This is a genomic window from Parvibaculum sp., from assembly GCF_035325945.1.
Lineage (GTDB): Bacteria > Pseudomonadota > Alphaproteobacteria > Parvibaculales > Parvibaculaceae > Parvibaculum.
In genome coordinates this window covers 58,714-77,100 of record NZ_DAOKYX010000005.1, presented here as the reverse complement: position 1 = coordinate 77,100, position 18,387 = coordinate 58,714, and the positions used below count along the sequence as shown (strand labels likewise).

Below are 18,387 nucleotides of genomic sequence, written 5' to 3'. Positions count from 1 at the left end.
GGCCCACGCAAGCCGATGACCGGGTGGACGTTCAAGCGGACGCCCAAGCGGACGCAACGTCAACGGCTAAGCCCTTTTCAGAGCGTGAAATTGCAGGAACAATGCGCGCCAAGCGGATGGGCGCCCGTGTCATGCGGCGTCGGTCCAACTGCGGATTTCGGCCGTATCCAATGGAGGCACGGCTGATGGGCGACAGCTTCGAGCCGTTGCCGATCGGCCGGCCGGATATGTGCCGCACAACAAGGGAGCCGGGAGGCGCATGAATTTCGATTTCTCCGATGACCAGAAGCTGCTCAAGGAGCAGGTTCGCAAGTTTCTGACCGACAAGTGCCCTTACTCCGTTCCTCGCCGCATTCTCGACAGCGACGAGCCCTATGCGAAAGAGGTGTGGCAGGGTCTTGTCGATATGGGTCTCACCGGCACGGCGATCCCCGAAGCCTATGGCGGCCTCGGCCTCGGCGCGCTCGAGCTTTGCGTGATCGCGGAGGAACTTGGCCGCGCCGTGGCGCCCGTTCCCTTCTCCTCCTCGGTCTATCTCGCTTCCGAGGCGATCAAGCTCTTCGGCACCGAGCAGCAGAAGCAGAACTGGCTGCCGAAGCTCGCCAGCGGCGAGATCATCGGCACGCTCGCACTCTCGGAAGGCCTTCATGCCGCGAGCCCGCGCAATATCGAGACGGCGTTTGCCGGCGGCAAGGTGAATGGCGAGAAGGTGCCCGTCGCCGATGGCGGCATTGCCGACATCGCCGTGGTGGTCGTCAATTCCGGCGGCACGGGCGAGCAGGCGATCTCGCTTGCGATCGTGGACCTCCGGGGGGCGGGCGTCTCACGCGAGGATGTGCGCACCATCGACCCGACCCGGAAGCATGCGCGCCTGACCTTCAAGGATGCGGCCGCTGAACTGATGGGGCCCGCGGGGCAGGGCTGGTCGCAGCTTCAGCGCATTCTCGACGGCGCGGCCGTGCTCTTCGCCTTCGAGCAGGTGGGCGGAACGGAAGCGGCGCTCGAAATGGCACGCGACTATTCGCTCGAGCGCTATGCCTTCGGCCGCCAGATCGGCTCCTACCAGGCGATCAAGCACAAGCTCGCCGACATCTATGTGAAGAAGGAACTGGCGAAGTCGAACGCCTATTTCGGCGCGATGATGCTCAACGATGAAGGCTCGGAGCTGCCGGAAGCGGCGGCCGCGTCGCGCATCGCGGGCAGCGAGGGTTATGTCTTCGCCGCGCAGGAGAGCCTGCAGACCCATGGCGGTATCGGCTACACCTGGGAAGCGAACACGCAGTTCCACTACCGCCGCGCGAAGCTCCTTGCGCTCGCGCTCGGCGCGCCGATCCAGTGGAAGGAAAAGCTCGTCGCGCGTCTCGAAGCCAAGAACGCCGCCTGACGCATCGCCAGAGACGCATAGACATTCGAAGATCGGAACAGAACCATGGATTTCAACGATACTCCGGAAGAAGCAGCCTACCGCGCCGAGGTGCGTGCCTGGCTCGACAAGAACGCCATCCGCAAGGCCGATGCGAAGGACCTGCCGCTGCCCAAGACCCTCGATGAGGTGCTGAAGCAGTCGAAGGCATGGCAGGCGAAGAAGGCGGAAGCTGGCTTTGCCTGCATCACCTGGCCGAAAGAGTGGGGGGGCGGCGGCGGCACGCCGATCCAGAACGTCATCTACAGCCAGGAAGAAGCGAACTACGCGGTGCCGGGCGGCATCTTCGCCATCGGCCTCGGCATGTGCATCCCGACCCTGATGACCTGGGGCCCCGAGGACGCGAAGAAGCGCTATGTCGGCCCCGCCGTGCGCGGCGACGAGATCTGGTGCCAGCTCTTCTCCGAGCCAGCCGGTGGCTCCGACGTCGCCGGGCTTCGCACGCGCGCCGAGCGGGATGGCGATGAATGGGTCATCAACGGCCAGAAGGTCTGGACGTCGGGCGCCCATTATTCCGACTTCGGCATCGTGCTCGTCCGTACCGATCCGACCGTGCCGAAGCACAAGGGCCTCACCATGTTCTATATCGACATGAAGAGCCCCGGCATCGAAGTGCGGCCGATCAAGCAGATGTCGGGCGGCGCCGAGTTCAACGAGGTCTTCTTCACCAATGTCCGCGTGAAGGACAGCCAGCGTCTCGGCAATGTCGGCGACGGCTGGAAGGTGGCGCTGACCACGCTGATGAATGAACGCCTTGCCGTCGGCGGCAGTCAGGGCAATGCCGACACGGATGATCTGATCGAGCTTGCGCGCGAAACCGAGGTCGCGGGCAAGCCCGCCATCCAGAACGGCGCGGTGCGCGAGCGCATCGCCGACTGGTATGTGCAGGCGCAGGGCCTCAAGTTCACGCGCTTCCGCACGCTGACCGCGCTTTCCAAGGGCCAGACGCCCGGACCGGAAAGCTCGATCTCCAAGATCGTCGCGGCCAAGAAGATGCAGGATCTCGGCTCCTTCGGCATGGACCTGCAGGACATGGGCGGCGTCATCCGCGACCGGAGCATTTCGCCGGCCGAAGGCGCCTACACGGAACAGTGGATCGGCGCGGCGGGCTACCGCATCGCCGGCGGCACGGACGAGATCCTGCGCAACATCGTTGCCGAGCGCGTTCTCGGCATGCCGCAGGATGTTCGCGTCGATAAGGACCTGCCCTTCAATCAGGCGCCCAAGGGGAAGTAACCCTCGGGCAACCGCAAGGATGAACCGAAAGAGGGCCCGTGGCTTCCCGCCACGGGCCTTTCTTTTGCCGGTTTCTTGCCCATGATCGGGAGAGAGGATATCCCCCGTTCGTCGGTATACCGATGGCGCGGTAAACTTGTGATGCAGGAAGAGAGCGGCGTGGAGGCATGCCATAGATGATCCGCAGGGCGATCGAGGGGGCGCGGCGTGGCGCGCGGGCTCTCATGCCGCCATGGCGCGACCGGCGGGCGCCCTATCTCGTTCTGGCGGCGCTTCTCGTTTTCGCCGCGGCCAATCTCGGCTGGTACCTGTTCCATGTCCCGTCGGTCTCGCAGGGGCTCGATGCCATTCGCAAAAGCGGCCGCCTCGTCGTGCTCACGCGCATGGCGCCAACGACCTATTATCTCGGCACGCAGGGCGAGACGGGCTTCGATTACGAGATGACGCAGGCGCTCGGCCGCGCGCTCGGGGTTCGCGTCGAATATCGCGTCTATGACACCGAGCCCGAATTGCTTGCCGCGCTCGCCGCGCGAAAGGGGCAGCTCGCGGCGGCGGGGCTGGTCGCCAACGAGGCTCGCCGCGCGCATTTTGTTGCCGCTCCGCCGCACCAGACCGTGCGTCAGCTTGTCGTCTGCCGGCGCGATATTCCCCGGCCGAAAAAGCCTGCCGACCTTGCCGGGCTCAATCTTGCCGTTTCCGAGGGGACGGCAGGCGCGGAGGCGATGGAGGCTCTTGCCGAAAAGACGCCGGGCCTCTCTGTGCGCTCCGATCGCGAGCCGGTGGAGAACCTGCTCGAGGCCGTGGCATCAGGGCAGCTCGATTGCACCGTGGCAAACAGCCCCGAATTGCAGACCAACAATCCCTATTTTCCCGAACTCGTGGAGGCGTTCCCGCTGACCGAGGAAGAGCCGGTCGCCTGGCTCGTCGCGCCGGGCTCGGAAGACCTCGCGGACTATCTGAAACAGTGGATGGACGAACAGCGCAAATCCGGTTTCCTTCTCGACATTGCCCGCCGCTTTTTCGGCTTCCTTCCGCCCTTCGACTATGTCGATGTGCGCGCCTTCAGGCAGGCGATCAAGGATGTCCTGCCGGATTACGAAAAGGCGTTCCGCGACGCCGCGCGCGATACCGGCCTTCCATGGCAGTTGATCGCGGCGGTCGCCTATCAGGAGTCCCATTGGAAACCGGAGGCGCGAAGCCATACCGGCGTGCGCGGCTTCATGATGCTGACGCAGGATACCGCCGATCACCTCGGCGTGGCCGACAGGCTCGACCCCATCGAGAGCATCCATGCGGGCGCGCGCTATATTGCCAGCATCAAGGACCGGATGCCCGACAGCGTCAATCAGCCGGACCGCGTCTGGTTCGCGCTCGCGGCCTACAATATGGGCATCGCCCATCTTTCCGACGCACGCATGCTCGCGACGCGACTTGGTCTGGATGCGGACAATTGGACGGGGGTACGTCGGGCGCTCTCGCTCATCCAGAAGCCGGAATATGCCCGGAGCCTGAAGTTCGGACCGGCGAGGGGCGGGCAGGCGCTTCGCTTCGTGCAGCAGGTCCGCGCCTATCAGCACATTCTGGAGGCCTATAGGTAATTGTCCTTATGCGACAACGCTCCGCAGCCTCTGCGACAGAATGACCACAGAAAAATTGTAACTATTCCACGACACTGCTTCCCGTTGATTTGGCACCGATAGAGTGCCCCTGACGGAGAAGAATGATGAGAGGCAATAAGGGTTTCACTTTGGCGGCGATGGCGCTGGGCATTCTGCTCGGTACGACGGCGCTGACCACGTCCCCGGCCGCGGCCGACGAAGCGGGCTTCAAGGTCAAGTCTGCCGGGGACTTTCTGGTCCGTCTGCGCGGTCTATACGCAGTCCCGCGCGATCATGCGAGCGTTTCGGCCGGCGGCGGCGTCGAGGTTTCCAACGATTTCGTTCCGGAGGCCGACTTCAGCTACTTCCTCACAGACAATCTGGCGCTCGAACTGATCGCGGGCACGACGCGGCACAAGGTGAGCTGGACGCCTGCGGGTGTCGATCTCGGCAAGGTGAGCCTGCTTCCGCCCACGCTGACGCTTCAGTATCACTTCATGCCGAAGGAGCGCCTCAGCCCCTATGTCGGCGCGGGCCTCAACTACACCTTCTTCTACAATGAGGATGCGCCGGGCGGCGGCATCAACAGCGTCGATTACAAGAACCATATCGGTTACGCGCTTCAGGCCGGCGTCGACTATGCGATCGCGGGCAACTGGTCGGTGAACCTCGACGTGAAGAAGATTTTCCTCCGCACCGATGTTTCGGTGAATGGCGGGGCCGTCACCGCGAAGGCCGATCTCGATCCCTGGCTCATCGGGGTGGGCATCGGCTACCGCTTCTGAAGGACGCGAGGGAAGCTGCCCTTTCGAGGGTCTTCCGCATGGGTTCCGCGAGCGCGCCTCGCGGGACCCATTGCTTTTTTCGGAGAGGCTCCGATCATTCCAACCGCGTTGTCGAAAGCTGCACTCTGGTATATAAATCTAGGGCACATACCCTAGACAATCCGGAGAACTGCGGCCCCTTTGCGAGGGGCGGCAGACATGCAGGAGAGGGAGAGGATTCTCGTGGATCTGATGAGCAAGCCCGGGCCCGCCGCGCCCACCGCCGTGAAGACCGTCCAGATTGCCATTCTGGGGACCGGAATGGGCGGCCTGTGCATGGCCGCGCAGCTCCGCCGCGCCGGCATCGACAGCTTCGTCATGATCGAGAAGGCCGGCGAGATCGGCGGCACCTGGCGCGACAACATCTATCCGGGATCGGGATGCGACGTGCCCTCGCATCTCTACTCCTTCTCCTTCGAGCCCAAGGTCGACTGGTCGCGCAAATTCGCGCTGCAACCCGAAATCCTCGACTACATGAAGCAGGTGGCGCGGAAATACGGCCTGCGCCCCTTCATCCGCTTCAATACGGAAGTCGCCGAGGCGCGCTTCGACGAGGCAGAGCGGCTCTGGCGCATCCGCACGACGACCGGCGAGGAGATCACGGCCAATGTCGTCGTCTCGGGAACGGGGCAGCTCAATCGTCCCGCCTATCCGAAGATCGCGGGGCTTGAAACATTTGCGGGCAAGGCCTTCCATTCCGCCCGCTGGGACTATGACGTCGATCTGACCGACAAGAACGTCGCCGTCATCGGCAATGGGGCCAGCGCCATCCAGTTCGTGCCGGAGATCGCGCCAAAGGCAAAGAAGCTGACGATCTTCCAGCGTTCCGCGAACTGGATCGTCCCGAAGCCTGATCGTCCCTATACGGAATTCGAGAAGAGGATGTTCCGGCGCTTCCCCTGGCTCGTGAAGCTGCACCGCTATCAGATCTATCTGACGCTGGAGCGCAACTTCCTGGCCTTCATCCAGGGGAGCTTCTTCGGCAAGCTCTTCGAGCGGGCCTCGCGCAAGGAAATCGAAACCCATGTCAAGGACCCGGCGCTCGCGAAAAAGCTGACGCCGGATTATCCGGCTGGCTGCAAGCGCATCCTGCTCTCCAATGACTGGTTCCCCACCATGGCGCGGCCCAATGTCGACGTGGAGACGAGCCATATCGCGAAGGTGACGCCGGAAGGGCTCGTGACCGAGGATGGCGTGACCCACAAGGCCGATGTCATCATCTATTCGACAGGCTTCGAGACGACGACCTTCCTGGCGCCGATGAAGATCGTCGGGCGAGGCGGCCGCGATCTCAACGAAGTCTGGGCCAAGGGCGCCGAGGCGCATCGGGGCGTCGCGGTGGCCGGCTTCCCCAATTTCTTCATCCTCTACGGGCCCAACACCAATCTCGGCCACAACTCGATCATCTTCATGCTCGAATGTCAGGTGAACTACATTCTCCAGTGCATCGAGGCGCTTCGCAGCCCGAAGGTGAAGTCCATCGAGGTTCGCAAGGAAGCCGAGGACGCCTTCAACCGCGAGCTGCAGGAGGATATGCAGCGCACCGTCTGGGCTGCCGGATGCTCGAGCTGGTACAAGACGGCCGAAGGCAAGGTCACCAACAACTGGTCGACCTTCACGATGCGCTACTGGTGGCAGATGCGTCACCCCGACTTTGCGGAATACGCATTGGGCGCCTGAGATCGGGCCCTCGCCACGCTATGCGGGGGCTTCGACGCTGGCGAGGCCGAACACAAAAGACTCGATCCGATGAGGCGGAGACGGAAGCGGAAGTCGGCAAGTTGCTCGACAAGCCGATCCGTCGCTGAAACTCTATGACGAAGATGCGGGCCGTAAGGCGGGCCGGCGTGCGAGGGGACTCGGCCCGGCGAAGCCCGCAGAAAATGGCGAATTGCGCGCCCGAGGATGGAATAGGGCTTTTCGCGGCCACCAAGATGTCCTATTTAACATTCGAAACGTCGGGCGATAATTAAAGTCCGAACGACAACTGTAAATAGAGCCTCCCCAATGCTGGACGACCTCGTCACAATCGCGCTGAAGGCCGGCGCGGCCATCATGGCCATTTATGCGCGCTTCGACCCAGCCACCATGGCGACCAAGGGCGACGGCTCACCCGTGACCGAGGCGGATGCGGCGGCCGAGGCATTGATTCTCGAAGAGCTGGCGCGGCTCGCGCCGGAGATTCCCGTCGTTGCCGAGGAGGCGGTCGCGGCCGGGCAGGTGCCCGAGACGGGACGCCGGTTCTTTCTGGTCGATCCGCTGGACGGGACCAAGGAATTCATCAGCCGCAATGGCGAATTCACCGTCAACATCGCGCTCATCGAGGATGGGGTCCCGGTGCTCGGTGTCGTCTATGCGCCGGCGATCGGCGTCATCTATGCGGGCGGCAAGGGGCAAGGCGCGAAGGTGGCCGATGTGGAAGCCGGCAAGATCGGCGCCTGGCGCGCGATCTCCGTTCGCGCCGAGCCGCAGCATGGCGGGCTTTGCGTCATTGCCAGCCGTTCTCATCTGACAGACGAGACGAAATCCTTCATCGAGCGTTTTTCGGTCGCCGACTTCGTGACAGCGGGCTCTTCGCTCAAATTCTGCAAGCTTGCCGCCGGCGAGGCCGATCTCTACCCGCGTCTCGGCCGGACCATGGAGTGGGACACGGCGGCGGGTGACGCTGTCCTGCGCGCGGCGAAGGGCGCGGTGCTGACGATGGACGGCAAGCCGCTCGTCTACGGCAAACGCAATCAGAAGGACGATGTTGATTTCGCGAACCCGTGGTTCGCCGCGACCGGGCGCTTCGATCCTTTCGCTTCGGCCGAACAGTAGATTTTCAAGAGGTTATCCGATGTCACGCGATAGGCATTCCCATTTGAAACGGCTCGAGGATGAAAGCATCCAGATCATCCGCGAGGTGGCGGCCGAATTTTCCAATCCGGTGATGCTCTACTCGATCGGCAAGGATTCGTCGGTCATGCTGCATCTGGCCGCGAAGGCCTTTTTTCCTTCGCTGCCGCCTTTCCCGCTGATGCATATCGATACGACGTGGAAATTTCGCGAGATGATCGCCTTTCGCGACATGATGGCGAAGAAGCTCGGCTTCGATCTCATCGTCCACACCAATGCCGAGGGCAAGGCGCAGAACATCAACCCGTTCGATCACGGATCGTCCTACTACACGCATGTGATGAAGACGGAGGCGCTGAAACAGGCGCTGACCAAATACGGCTTCGACGCGGCCTTTGGCGGCGCGCGCCGCGACGAGGAAAAGTCGCGCGCCAAGGAGCGCATCTTCTCCTTCCGCACCGCCAATCACGGCTGGGACCCCAAGAAGCAGCGCCCGGAACTCTGGGACGTCTATAACACGCGCGTCGGGCCGGGCGAGTCGATCCGCGTGTTTCCGCTCTCGAACTGGACCGAACTCGACATCTGGCAATACATCATGGCCGAGGACATTCCGATCGTGCCGCTCTACTACGCGGCGCTCCGCCCCGTGGTCGAGCGCGGCGGCCAGCTCATCATGGTCGATGACGATCGCATGCCGCTGCGTCCCGGCGAGAAGCCGGAGCAGAAGCTCGTGCGCTTCCGCACGCTAGGCTGCTATCCGCTGACCGCCGCCGTCGAGAGCGATGCAACGACCCTGCCCGAGATCGTGCGCGAAATGCTCGTGGCCCGGACCTCAGAGCGCTCCGGCCGGCTGATCGATCACGACGAGGCGGGTTCGATGGAAAAGAAGAAGCGCGAGGGGTATTTCTGATGAGCGAGCTTGCAGCAGATCTGACGACGCAGGATCTCGTCGATTATCTCGCGCAGCAGGAACGCAAGGGGCTTCTGCGCTTCCTGACCTGCGGTTCGGTTGATGACGGAAAGTCGACCCTGATCGGCCGTCTGCTTTACGACACGAAGCTGCTCTTCGACGACCAGCTCGCGACGCTTGAGCGCGACAGCAAGAAGCATGGCACGGCCGGCGAGGATATTGATTTCGCGCTTCTCGTGGACGGTCTCGAGGCTGAGCGCGAGCAGGGCATCACCATCGACGTTGCCTATCGCTTCTTTACCACCGACAAGCGCAAGTTCATCGTCGCCGACACGCCCGGCCACGAACAATATACGCGGAACATGGCGACGGGCGCGTCCACAGCGGACCTCGCCATTCTGCTTGTCGATGCGCGACGGGGCATCCTCACCCAGACGCGCCGCCACGCCTTCATCGCCTCTCTCCTCGGCATCCGGCAGATCGTCCTTGCCGTGAACAAGATCGATCTCGTCGATTTCTCGCGTGAGGTTTTCGAGAAGATCCGGGACGACTTCACCGAGTTCGCGGGCAATTTCGGCTTCCGCCAGATCGTCGCAATTCCGATTTCGGCGCGCTATGGCGACAATGTGATCGCGCGTTCGGAGCGCACACCCTGGTACAATGGTCCGGCGCTGCTCGACCATCTTGAAACGGTCGACGTCACGAACGAAACGGAGGCGAAGCCCTTCCGCATGGCGGTTCAGTGGGTGAACCGGCCAAATCTCGATTTCCGCGGCTTTTCCGGGACGATTGCGAGCGGAGCGGTGCGGCCGGGCGACAAGATCGTGGTCGCGGGCTCCGGCCGGGCGAGCACGGTCGAGCGCATCGTGACAGCGAATGGCGATCTCGACCTTGCGGTCGCGGGAGATGCCGTCACGCTGACGCTCGCCGACGAGATCGACATTTCGCGCGGCGATCTTCTTGTCGCGGCGAACGACCAGCCCGAGGTCGCCGACCAGTTCGCGGCGCATCTGCTCTGGATGAGCGAGGATCACCTGCTTCCGGGCAGACCCTATCTCGTCAAGATCGGAACGCGGACGGTCACGGCCCAGGTGACCGAGATCAAGCACAAGATCGACGTGAACACGCTCGACCATCTGGCGGCCAAGGAGCTTGGGCTCAACGAGGTCGCCGTCTGCAACTTCTCGCTTTCGCAACCCGTCGGGTTCGATTCCTATCAGACGAACCGCAAGACCGGATCCTTCATCGTCATCGACCGCATGACGAATGCGACCGTCGGTGCGGGCATGATCATGTTCGGTCTTCGCCGCGCGACGAACATCCACCTTCAGGCGCTAGATGTGAACAAGGAGGCGCGCGCCGTCCAGAAGGGGCAGAAGCCGGCCATCCTTTGGTTCACCGGGCTTTCAGGCGCAGGCAAGTCGACCATCGCCAACATCGTCGAGAAGCGGCTTCATGCCGATGGACGGCATACCTACATGCTCGATGGCGACAATGTGCGTCACGGCCTCAACCGCGACCTCGGCTTCACCGAGGCCGATCGCGTCGAGAACATCCGCCGCGTGGCGGAAGTCGCCAAGCTCATGCTCGATGCCGGTCTGATCGTGCTCGTCTCCTTCATCTCGCCCTTCCGCGCCGAGCGCCGCATGGCACGCGAACTGGTCGAGGATGGCGAGTTCATCGAGGTGTTCTGCGACACGCCGCTCGAGATCGCCGAGAAGCGCGACGCGAAGGGCCTCTACAAGAAGGCGCGTGCCGGCCAGATCAAGAACTTCACGGGCATCGACTCGCCCTATGAGGCGCCGGAGCATCCCGAGATCAGGCTCGAATCGGGAACGCGGTCGCCAGAAGAACTGGCCGAGGAAGTGATCGCGCTGCTCAAGGCCCGAGGCAACATCGCCTGAGTAGCGCCTCGCGCTTCACGCCTTGCTGGCGAAGAATGCCCGGAGCACTTCCTCCACCACGGCGTCTTCGCACTCGGTGTAGCGGGTGGAGATATGAAAGGGCGTGACCTTCTTCACATGCGCCTCGCGTGCGAGAAGGCCGGCCTGTTCCGCCGTCAGATGATGCCGCGCTTCGGCCAGATCGGCGTCGGCCGCCATGAAGGACGCTTCGATGAAAAGTTCGTCGGCGTCCTTCACCAGCTCCACGAGATGCGTCCTGTTGCGCTTCTCGAAGCCAACATCGCAGATATAGCCGATCTTCTGCCCCGGCGTGCGGCGGACAGCCGTGCCCAGCAATGTGCGGAGAGGCACCGTCGCGCTGCGGGTCGTGCCGCCCTCTGTCCATGATGCGTGAATGGGCGTTTCCTCGGGCGCGCCCGCGAGGATTGCGGTCTTGAGATCGTTGATCCAGGCGCCGATGCCGAGCCCCATCTCCTCGATGACATTGCTCCATATGTTGAGATGTTCGTGCTCCTCGAGCGCGAAGGCGAGGCAGGGAATGCCGTGATCGACGAGCGTGCTCGTCACCCGAAATCCATTTTCATCGACAAGGATACCTTTTGCGATAGTCACGTCTTCCGGCAGACGCGGATGAAAGGATTCGCGCCCGTGGAACTCGACGGTTTTCAGTCGCGTTGCGCTCAGCACTTCATGCGCGGCGATGGTGAAGTCGCTCACATAATTCGGCACGAGGTTCCATGTATAGGATTGAAGCTTGTGGTGAACGCGCTCGGCGAAACCCTCCGGTCCATAGAGATGCAGAATGCGCGGCCGTCCAAGGCAGATGCGGAGCAGGCGGTCGAAGCCGGAGAAATGATCCATATGCGTATGAGTTACGAACACATGCGAGACATTGAGGAGTTTGCGCGGCGGTAGCGGATAGATTTCGCCGAGATCGAAGAGAAGCGCCTGCCTGCGAAACGTCAGATCGACAATGAGCGCCGGATCGCCGAAGACATCGTTGACGAGCGAGGGTTGAAAGAGGCGCGGCATGGTGCTCACTGATCACTTTCGCTGGAATAGACGCTTGAGATCCTGCCAGCTCCGCGTGTTGATGACATCGTCGGCTTCGAGCCAGCCCCTCCGCGCCTGATCGATGCCGAAGCGCATGAGGTCGAGTGAATCGACGCTGTGCGCATCGGTCGAGATGGCGACCTTCAGCCCGATTTCCTTCGCCATGCGGCAGTGAATATCGTTGAGGTCGAGCCGCTCGGGCTGCGCGTTCACTTCGAGGAAGCATCCCCGTTCGAGCGCGGCTTTCATCAGCCGCTCCATATCGAGCGCGCAGGGCTCGCGCTCGCCGATGAGCCGCCCCGTTGGATGGGCGAGGATGTTCACATTGGGGTTGTCCATGGCGCGGATGAGGCGCTCGGTCTGCGCCCTGGCGTCGAGGTTGAATTTGTAGTGCAGCGCCGCTACGACGAAATCGAGTTCCTGCAATATGCTGTCGGGCAGGTCGAGCGTGCCGTCGGCGAGAATATCGACCTCCGCCGATTTCAGGATACGGATGGATTTGAGTTTTGCATTGATGCGGTCGATTTTCGCGACCTGCTTGCCGAGCGTCCGCGCATCGAGCCCATGTGCGATGGTCACATGCTTCGTGTGGTCGCTGATAGCGAGATAGGCATAGCCGCGCGCTTCCGCGCCGCGCGCCATTTCCTCGATCGTGTAGTGGCCGTCTGTCGCCTTTGTGTGGCTATGGAGATCGCCTCGAATATCGTCGAGTTCGATGAGCTTTGGCAGGCGGCCGGCCTTCGCCGCCTCGACCTCGCCGCGATCCTCGCGAAGCTCGGGCGCGATGAAGGGCAGGTCGATCTCCGCATAGACTTCCTTTTCGGTATTGCCCGCGATGCGCTGCTTGCCCTTGAAGACGCCATATTCGTTGATCTTGAGGCCCTTGCGCACGCCGAGCATGCGGATCGCCACATTGTGCGCCTTGGAGCCGGTGAAATAGACGAGCGCGGCGCCATGGCTCACCTCCGGCACGACGCGAAGATCGACCTGAAGCCCGGAGCGGAGCTTGACCGTCGAGCGCGTCGTGCCCTTGGCGAGCACGTTGGCGACTTCCTTATAGGCTGCGAAGCGCTCCATCACCGGCGTGCCGCGCCGGCAGGTGACGAGAAGATCGAGGTCACCGACCGTCTCGCGGCGGCGGCGGAAACTGCCCGCGACAACGGCGGAACTGACGCCGGGCATCGCCTTGAGATACGCGATCAATGGCGCGGCGATATCCTCGGCCGTGGAAAGCATGAGCCGCTTCTCGGTGGAGATGTGGCGGTCGACCGCCTGCAGAACGGCCTGCTCGATCTTCGGGCCGAAGCCCGGCAGAGTTTGCAGCTTGCCTGCCTTGGCGGCCCTTGAAAGCTCCGGGAGCGATGCGATGCCCAGATCCTTGAAGAGGCTTCGCACGCGCTTGGGACCGAGGCCCGGAAGCTCGGTGAGGTCGGCGAGCGCGCCGGGCACGCGCTTTTCGATCGCGTCGAGATCATGGAACCGGCCTGACGCCACGATATCCGCGATCTTCTGCGCGAGGTCTTCGCCGATGCCCGGAAGCTCCGTGAGGTCGGCTCCGTCCGCGATCATGGACTCGAGGCTTTGCGACAGGCTTTCGATCGTCCGCGCGGCATTGCGATAGGCACGCACGCGAAAGGGGTTTGCGCCGTCTATGTCGAGAAGCACGGCAAAACGCTCGAAGAGATGTGCGATCTCCGTATTGTGCATGCACGATGGCCCCGGCGCAGGAACTCACGCTCCAATGCTCGCCTATCGCGCTTCCGGGGCATTGATTTCGGTCAAGCGGCGGCGGGCGCGCCTCAGTCGAGCCGCCCCATCAGCAGCGCCTGGCGGGCGTGTGCGGCGCCGATGAGGGCGTCGAGCACAGCCCTTATGCGCGCAAAGCCGCGAATATCCTCATGCACGGCGAGCCAGAAACTGCGCTCGATGCGGAACTCGTCCGGCAGCACGCGAACGAGGCTCTTGTCCTGATCGGCGATGAAGCAGGGCAATATGCAAAGCCCCGCACCCGCCTTTGTGGCGTGATACTGGCCGACGATGCTCGAACTCTTGATCGAGGGCGAAACCGCAACGGGAAGCTCGTCCAGATAGCGCAGCTTCGGTGAGTAGATGAGATCGTCCACATAGCCGACGAGGCGATGCCGGGCGAGATCCTGCGCGGTGCGGATCGGCGGCGCGCCTCGCAGATAGCGCTTCGAGGCGTAGAGCATGAGCGCGTAGTCGGCGAGTTTCTGCGTGAAGAGGCGTCCCGTCTGCGGTCTGGCAAGCAGGATCGCGATGTCCGCCTCGCGCTTCGAGACGCTGAGAAAGCCGCTGCTCGCTACGAGATCGATGTCGATATCGGGGTGCTCTCGAGCGAGATCGACGAGCGCTGGGGCGACGACGAATGTGCCGAACCCCTCGGTCGTGCTGATGCGGACCGTGCCGCGCACCGTGCCGCTGATGCCCTTGATGGCTTCGAGCGCCTGAAGACTCGAATCCTCCATCCGCTCGACATAAGATGCGAGCCGCTGGCCGGTCGGTGTCAGCCGGAGGCCCTGTTGCGCGCGTTCGAAAAGATTGGTGCCGATTTCCTGCTCGAAGCGCTTGAGGCGGCGTCCAAGCGTCGTCGGATCGATCCGCAGGCGCAGTGCGGCATCGGCCAGCGTCGGATGCCGCGTCGTTTCGAGGAACAGGCGTAGATCTTCCCAATCGAAGGGCATGCGTTTTTGCAGCTTCATGCTGCATTTTTATCAGTTCCGATGCGTCGATGCAGCCTCTATTCACGTCTTCAGATCAACAGAACCTCAGGGTGGAACCGGTCATGGCCAAGGAACTCACACATTTCATCGGCGGCAAGCATGTCAGGGGCACGAGCGGACGGTTCCTCGACGTGACGAACCCGAACACGGGCGAGATCACGGCCCGCACGCCGCTCGCAAGCGCGGGCGAATTGCACGCGGCCGTTGAAGTCGCCGCAAAGGCGTTTCCCGGCTGGGCGGCGACGAACCCGCAGCGCCGCGCGCGCGTGATGTTCGAGTTCAAGCGCCTCGTCGAGGCGAATATGGATGAGCTTGCCGCCATGCTTTCGGCCGAGCACGGCAAGGTGCTGGCCGATTCCCGCGGCGACGTGCAGCGCGGCATCGAGGTGATCGAGTTTGCCTGCGGCATTCCGCATCTCCAGAAGGGCGAATTCACGGAAGGCGCGGGGCCCGGCATCGACATGTATTCGATGCGCCAGCCGCTCGGCGTCGTCGCCGGCATCACCCCGTTCAACTTCCCGGCCATGATCCCGATGTGGATGTTCGGCGTCGCCATCGCTTGCGGCAACACCTTCATCCTGAAGCCTTCGGAGAAGGACCCCTCGGTGCCCATGCGCCTCGGCGAACTGATGATGGAAGCAGGCGCGCCCGAAGGCGTGCTCAACGTCGTCAATGGCGACAAGGAGGCGGTTGACGCCATCCTGACCGATCCGGTCATTCAGGCGGTGAGCTTCGTCGGCTCGTCGGACATCGCGCATTATGTCTATGCCAATGCCGCCGCCAACGGAAAGCGCGTGCAGGCCATGGGCGGCGCGAAGAACCATGCCATCATCATGCCGGATGCCGACATGGATCATGTCGTGAACGACCTCATCGGCGCGGGCTATGGCTCGGCGGGCGAGCGCTGCATGGCGCTCTCGGTCGCGGTTCCGGTGGGCGAAGGGACGGCGGAGCGGCTGATCGAAAAGCTCGTGCCGCGCGTCCGCGCGCTCAAGGTCGGCATTTCCACGGCGGCGGATTCCGATTACGGACCGCTGGTGAGCAAGGCCCATCTCGAGAAGGTGAAGGGCTATATCGACCTCGCCGTGAAGGAAGGTGCGGACCTTCTCGTCGATGGCCGCGACTTCAAGCTCCAGGGCTATGAGAACGGCTTTTTCCTCGGCGGCTCGCTGCTTGATCATGTGACGCCCGAGATGAAGAACTATCGGGACGAGATCTTCGGGCCGGTCCTCTCGATCGTGCGCGCCAAGACCTTCGAGGACGCCATCGAACTGCCGACCAAGCATCAGTATGGCAATGGCGTGGCGATCTTCACCCGCGACGGCGACACGGCACGGAGCTTCGCCTCGCGCGTGCAGGTCGGCATGGTCGGCGTCAACGTGCCGATCCCCGTGCCGCTCGCCTATCACACCTTCGGCGGCTGGAAGCGCTCTGCCTTCGGCGATACCAACCAGCATGGCACCGAAGGCGTGAAGTTCTGGACGAAGGTCAAGACCGTGACCTCGCGCTGGCCGACCGGCGTCAAGGAGGGCTCGTCCTTCGTCATCCCGACCATGAGCTGAGCCGCAGGACGCGAGACAGGGGAGTAGAGCAATGGCAGCGATCGGCTTCATCGGCCTCGGCAATATGGGCGGGCCCATGGCGCGGAACCTCGTCAAGGCGGGGCACAGGCTCAAGGTCTTCGACCTTTCCGAAAAGGCCGTGGCGGGCCTTGTCGATGCGGGCGCGGAGAAGGCGGCGACCGCCGCTGATGCCGCCCGCGACGTCGAGATCGTCGTCACCATGCTGCCCGCGGGCGAGCATGTGCGCGCGGTCTATCTCGGTACGGACGGGCTCCTCGCGGCGGCGCGGAAGGGCACGCTCTTCATCGACAGCTCGACCATCGACGTGCCGACGGCGCGCGAGGTGATCGCGGCGGCCGGGAAGGCGGGCCACGCCATGCTCGATGCGCCGGTCTCCGGCGGCGTCGGCGGCGCGGAGGCCGGCACGCTCACCTTCATGGTGGGCGGCGCCGACGAGGCTTTCGCGCGGGCGAAGCCCATTCTAGAGAAGATGGGCAAGAATATCTTTCACGCCGGCGCGGCGGGGAACGGGCAGGTCGCCAAGGTCTGCAACAACATGATCCTCGGCATTTCCATGATCGGCGTTTCGGAAGCCTTCGTGCTTGCCGAAAGGCTCGGCCTCGACGCGCAGACGCTCTTCGACATTTCCTCTACGGCGTCCGGCCAGTGCTGGTCCATGACCTCCTATTGCCCGGTGCCGGGGCCGGTGCCGACATCGCCCGCCAATCGCGACTACAAGCCGGGCTTCACGGCGGGCATGATGCTGAAGGATCTGCGTCTTGCTCAGGACGCGGCGAAGACAGCGAAGGCGCCGACGCCGCTCGGCGCTCAGGCCGCGCAGCTCTATGCGCTGATGGAAGCCTCGGGGCATGACAGCCTCGACTTCTCCGGCGTCATCAAGCTCATCAAGGGCGAAATCTGAGTAAAGCCGAAGTACGAGGAAAGAGGGATATGACCGTCTTCGAGACGATTCTGGTCGAGACGCAGGGCCGCGTCGGCATCATCACGCTGAACCGCCCCGAGGCGCTCAACGCGCTCAACGAGAAGCTGATGAACGAGGTCGTCGGTGCGGCCAAGGCCTTCGACACCGATAGGGGCATCGGCTGCATCGTCATTACCGGCTCCGCCAGGGCCTTCGCGGCCGGCGCCGACATCAAGGAGATGGCGGAGCGCGAGGCGACGGAGATGTATCTTGCCGACTGGTTCCAGCCCTGGGACGAGCTTGGCCGCATCCGCAAGCCGCTGATCGCGGCCGTCTCGGGCTATGCGCTGGGCGGCGGGTGCGAGCTTGCCATGCTCTGCGACATCATCCTCGCCGCCGACACGGCAAAATTCGGCCAGCCGGAAGTGAAGCTCGGCGTCATGCCCGGAATTGGCGGCTCGCAGCGCCTGACCCGCATCATCGGCAAGGCGAAGGCGATGGAGATGTGCCTGACCGGCCGGATGATGGATGCGGAAGAGGCGGAGCACGCCGGCCTCGTCGCCCGCATCGTGCCGGCGGCCTCGCTCGCCGAGGAGGCGCTGAAGCTCGCGGAAACGATTGCAGGAATGTCCCTGCCGATTACGATGATGATCAAGGAGAGCGTCAATCGAAGCTACGAGACGACGCTTGCCGAGGGGGTCCGCTTCGAGCGGCGTGTGTTCCATTCGGCCTTCGCGACGAAGGATCAGAAGGAAGGCATGGCCGCTTTCATCGAGAAGAGGCCGCCCAGCTTCGTGCATGAATGACATTGAGAGGGAGGGCGATATGGCGGCCGGCACGGCAGGTGAGAATGTGATCGAAGCGCCTCTCTGGTCGCCCTCCGCCGAGCGCATCGCCGCCTCCAACATGACGGCCTTCATGGGCCATCTGACGGCGCAGCACGGCGTGCGTTTCTCCTCCTATGTCGATCTTCACCGCTGGTCGGTCGAGCATGTGGAGGCCTTCTGGGACGCCGTATGGGATTTCTGCGGCGTCGTCGGCGAGAAGGGCAGCCGCATCCTTGCCGATGCGGAAAAGCTGCCCGGCGCGCAATTCTTCCCGGATGCGCGGCTCAACTTCGCCGAGAACCTGTTGTCGCGGGATGATGACGGCCCCGCGCTTTATTTCAACAATGAAAGCGCGATGGCCGAAACCGTCTCCTGGGCGGAACTCAGGCGCCGCGTCGCCCGCTTTGCCTCGGTGCTCCGCCGCTGGGGGGTCGGGCCCGGCGATCGCGTCGCTGCCTTCATGCCGAATTGCCCGGAAACGATTGTCGCCATGCTGGCGACGACGAGCCTCGGCGCCGTCTTCTCGTCCTGCTCGCCCGATTTCGGCGTGCG

At 63.3% G+C, this 18,387-nt stretch carries 15 protein-coding genes; 12 read left to right on the top strand and 3 right to left on the bottom strand.

The features are described from left to right. Nucleotides 1-259 precede the first annotated feature (259 nt). From PKA57_RS04760 to cysN, 8 genes are all read left to right on the top strand, one after another. Nucleotides 260-1,384, top strand: a complete 1,125-nt coding sequence (locus tag PKA57_RS04760) for an acyl-CoA dehydrogenase family protein (RefSeq protein ID WP_324298026.1) — start codon at nucleotides 260-262, stop codon at nucleotides 1,382-1,384. Nucleotides 1,385-1,429: 45 nt separating this feature from the next. Beyond that, complete coding sequence (locus tag PKA57_RS04755) at nucleotides 1,430-2,659, top strand: acyl-CoA dehydrogenase family protein (RefSeq protein WP_324298024.1); 1,230 nt, start codon at nucleotides 1,430-1,432, stop codon at nucleotides 2,657-2,659. Between the two features lie 176 nt (nucleotides 2,660-2,835). After that, a complete protein-coding gene (gene mltF, locus PKA57_RS04750) occupies nucleotides 2,836-4,257 on the top strand; it encodes a membrane-bound lytic murein transglycosylase MltF (RefSeq protein WP_324298022.1) in 1,422 nt (473 codons plus the stop codon). A gap of 125 nt (nucleotides 4,258-4,382) precedes the next feature. Then, the gene (locus tag PKA57_RS04745) at nucleotides 4,383-5,042 is read left to right on the top strand and encodes an OmpW family outer membrane protein (protein ID WP_324298020.1); all 660 of its coding nucleotides are present in this window, start codon (nucleotides 4,383-4,385) and stop codon (nucleotides 5,040-5,042) included. Between the two features lie 231 nt (nucleotides 5,043-5,273). Further along, nucleotides 5,274-6,761 carry an NAD(P)/FAD-dependent oxidoreductase gene (locus tag PKA57_RS04740; RefSeq protein ID WP_324298136.1) on the top strand — a complete coding sequence of 496 codons (1,488 nt, stop codon included), beginning with the start codon at nucleotides 5,274-5,276 and terminating at the stop codon, nucleotides 6,759-6,761. Between the two features lie 327 nt (nucleotides 6,762-7,088). After that, on the top strand, nucleotides 7,089-7,898 hold the full coding sequence (gene cysQ, locus PKA57_RS04735) for a 3'(2'),5'-bisphosphate nucleotidase CysQ (RefSeq protein ID WP_324298018.1): 810 nt from the start codon (nucleotides 7,089-7,091) through the stop codon (nucleotides 7,896-7,898). 19 nt (nucleotides 7,899-7,917) lie between these two features. Continuing rightward, nucleotides 7,918-8,826 carry a sulfate adenylyltransferase subunit CysD gene (gene cysD, locus PKA57_RS04730; protein ID WP_324298016.1) on the top strand — a complete coding sequence of 303 codons (909 nt, stop codon included), beginning with the start codon at nucleotides 7,918-7,920 and terminating at the stop codon, nucleotides 8,824-8,826. Continuing rightward, nucleotides 8,826-10,730 (top strand): sulfate adenylyltransferase subunit CysN, encoded by a 1,905-nt coding sequence (cysN, locus tag PKA57_RS04725; RefSeq protein ID WP_324298014.1) that lies wholly within the window; start codon nucleotides 8,826-8,828, stop codon nucleotides 10,728-10,730. The genes cysD and cysN overlap by 1 nt, the downstream gene beginning before the upstream one ends. A gap of 15 nt (nucleotides 10,731-10,745) precedes the next feature. Here the strand turns inward: cysN and PKA57_RS04720 are convergent, their stop codons facing one another. The 3 genes from PKA57_RS04720 to PKA57_RS04710 form a co-directional block, all read right to left on the bottom strand. Beyond that, nucleotides 10,746-11,762 carry an MBL fold metallo-hydrolase gene (locus PKA57_RS04720; protein ID WP_324298133.1) on the bottom strand — a complete coding sequence of 339 codons (1,017 nt, stop codon included), beginning with the start codon at nucleotides 11,760-11,762 and terminating at the stop codon, nucleotides 10,746-10,748. A 12-nt stretch (nucleotides 11,763-11,774) separates the two neighbouring features. Beyond that, nucleotides 11,775-13,490, bottom strand: a complete 1,716-nt coding sequence (gene polX, locus PKA57_RS04715) for a DNA polymerase/3'-5' exonuclease PolX (RefSeq protein ID WP_324298012.1) — start codon at nucleotides 13,488-13,490, stop codon at nucleotides 11,775-11,777. 92 nt (nucleotides 13,491-13,582) lie between these two features. After that, complete coding sequence (locus tag PKA57_RS04710; protein WP_324298010.1) at nucleotides 13,583-14,503, bottom strand: LysR family transcriptional regulator; 921 nt, start codon at nucleotides 14,501-14,503, stop codon at nucleotides 13,583-13,585. Between the two features lie 83 nt (nucleotides 14,504-14,586). On the opposite strand from PKA57_RS04710, the gene PKA57_RS04705 reads away from it, so the two are divergent. From PKA57_RS04705 to PKA57_RS04690, 4 genes are all read left to right on the top strand, one after another. Further along, nucleotides 14,587-16,086: a CoA-acylating methylmalonate-semialdehyde dehydrogenase gene (locus tag PKA57_RS04705; RefSeq protein WP_324298008.1), complete on the top strand. Its 1,500-nt coding sequence runs from the start codon at nucleotides 14,587-14,589 to the stop codon at nucleotides 16,084-16,086. A 31-nt stretch (nucleotides 16,087-16,117) separates the two neighbouring features. Further along, a complete protein-coding gene (mmsB, locus tag PKA57_RS04700; protein ID WP_324298006.1) occupies nucleotides 16,118-17,008 on the top strand; it encodes a 3-hydroxyisobutyrate dehydrogenase in 891 nt (296 codons plus the stop codon). 29 nt (nucleotides 17,009-17,037) lie between these two features. After that, nucleotides 17,038-17,814: an enoyl-CoA hydratase gene (locus PKA57_RS04695; RefSeq protein WP_324298004.1), complete on the top strand. Its 777-nt coding sequence runs from the start codon at nucleotides 17,038-17,040 to the stop codon at nucleotides 17,812-17,814. Between the two features lie 19 nt (nucleotides 17,815-17,833). Then, the coding region (locus PKA57_RS04690) for an AMP-binding protein (protein ID WP_324298002.1) at nucleotides 17,834-18,387 on the top strand (554 nt) is incomplete at its 3' end.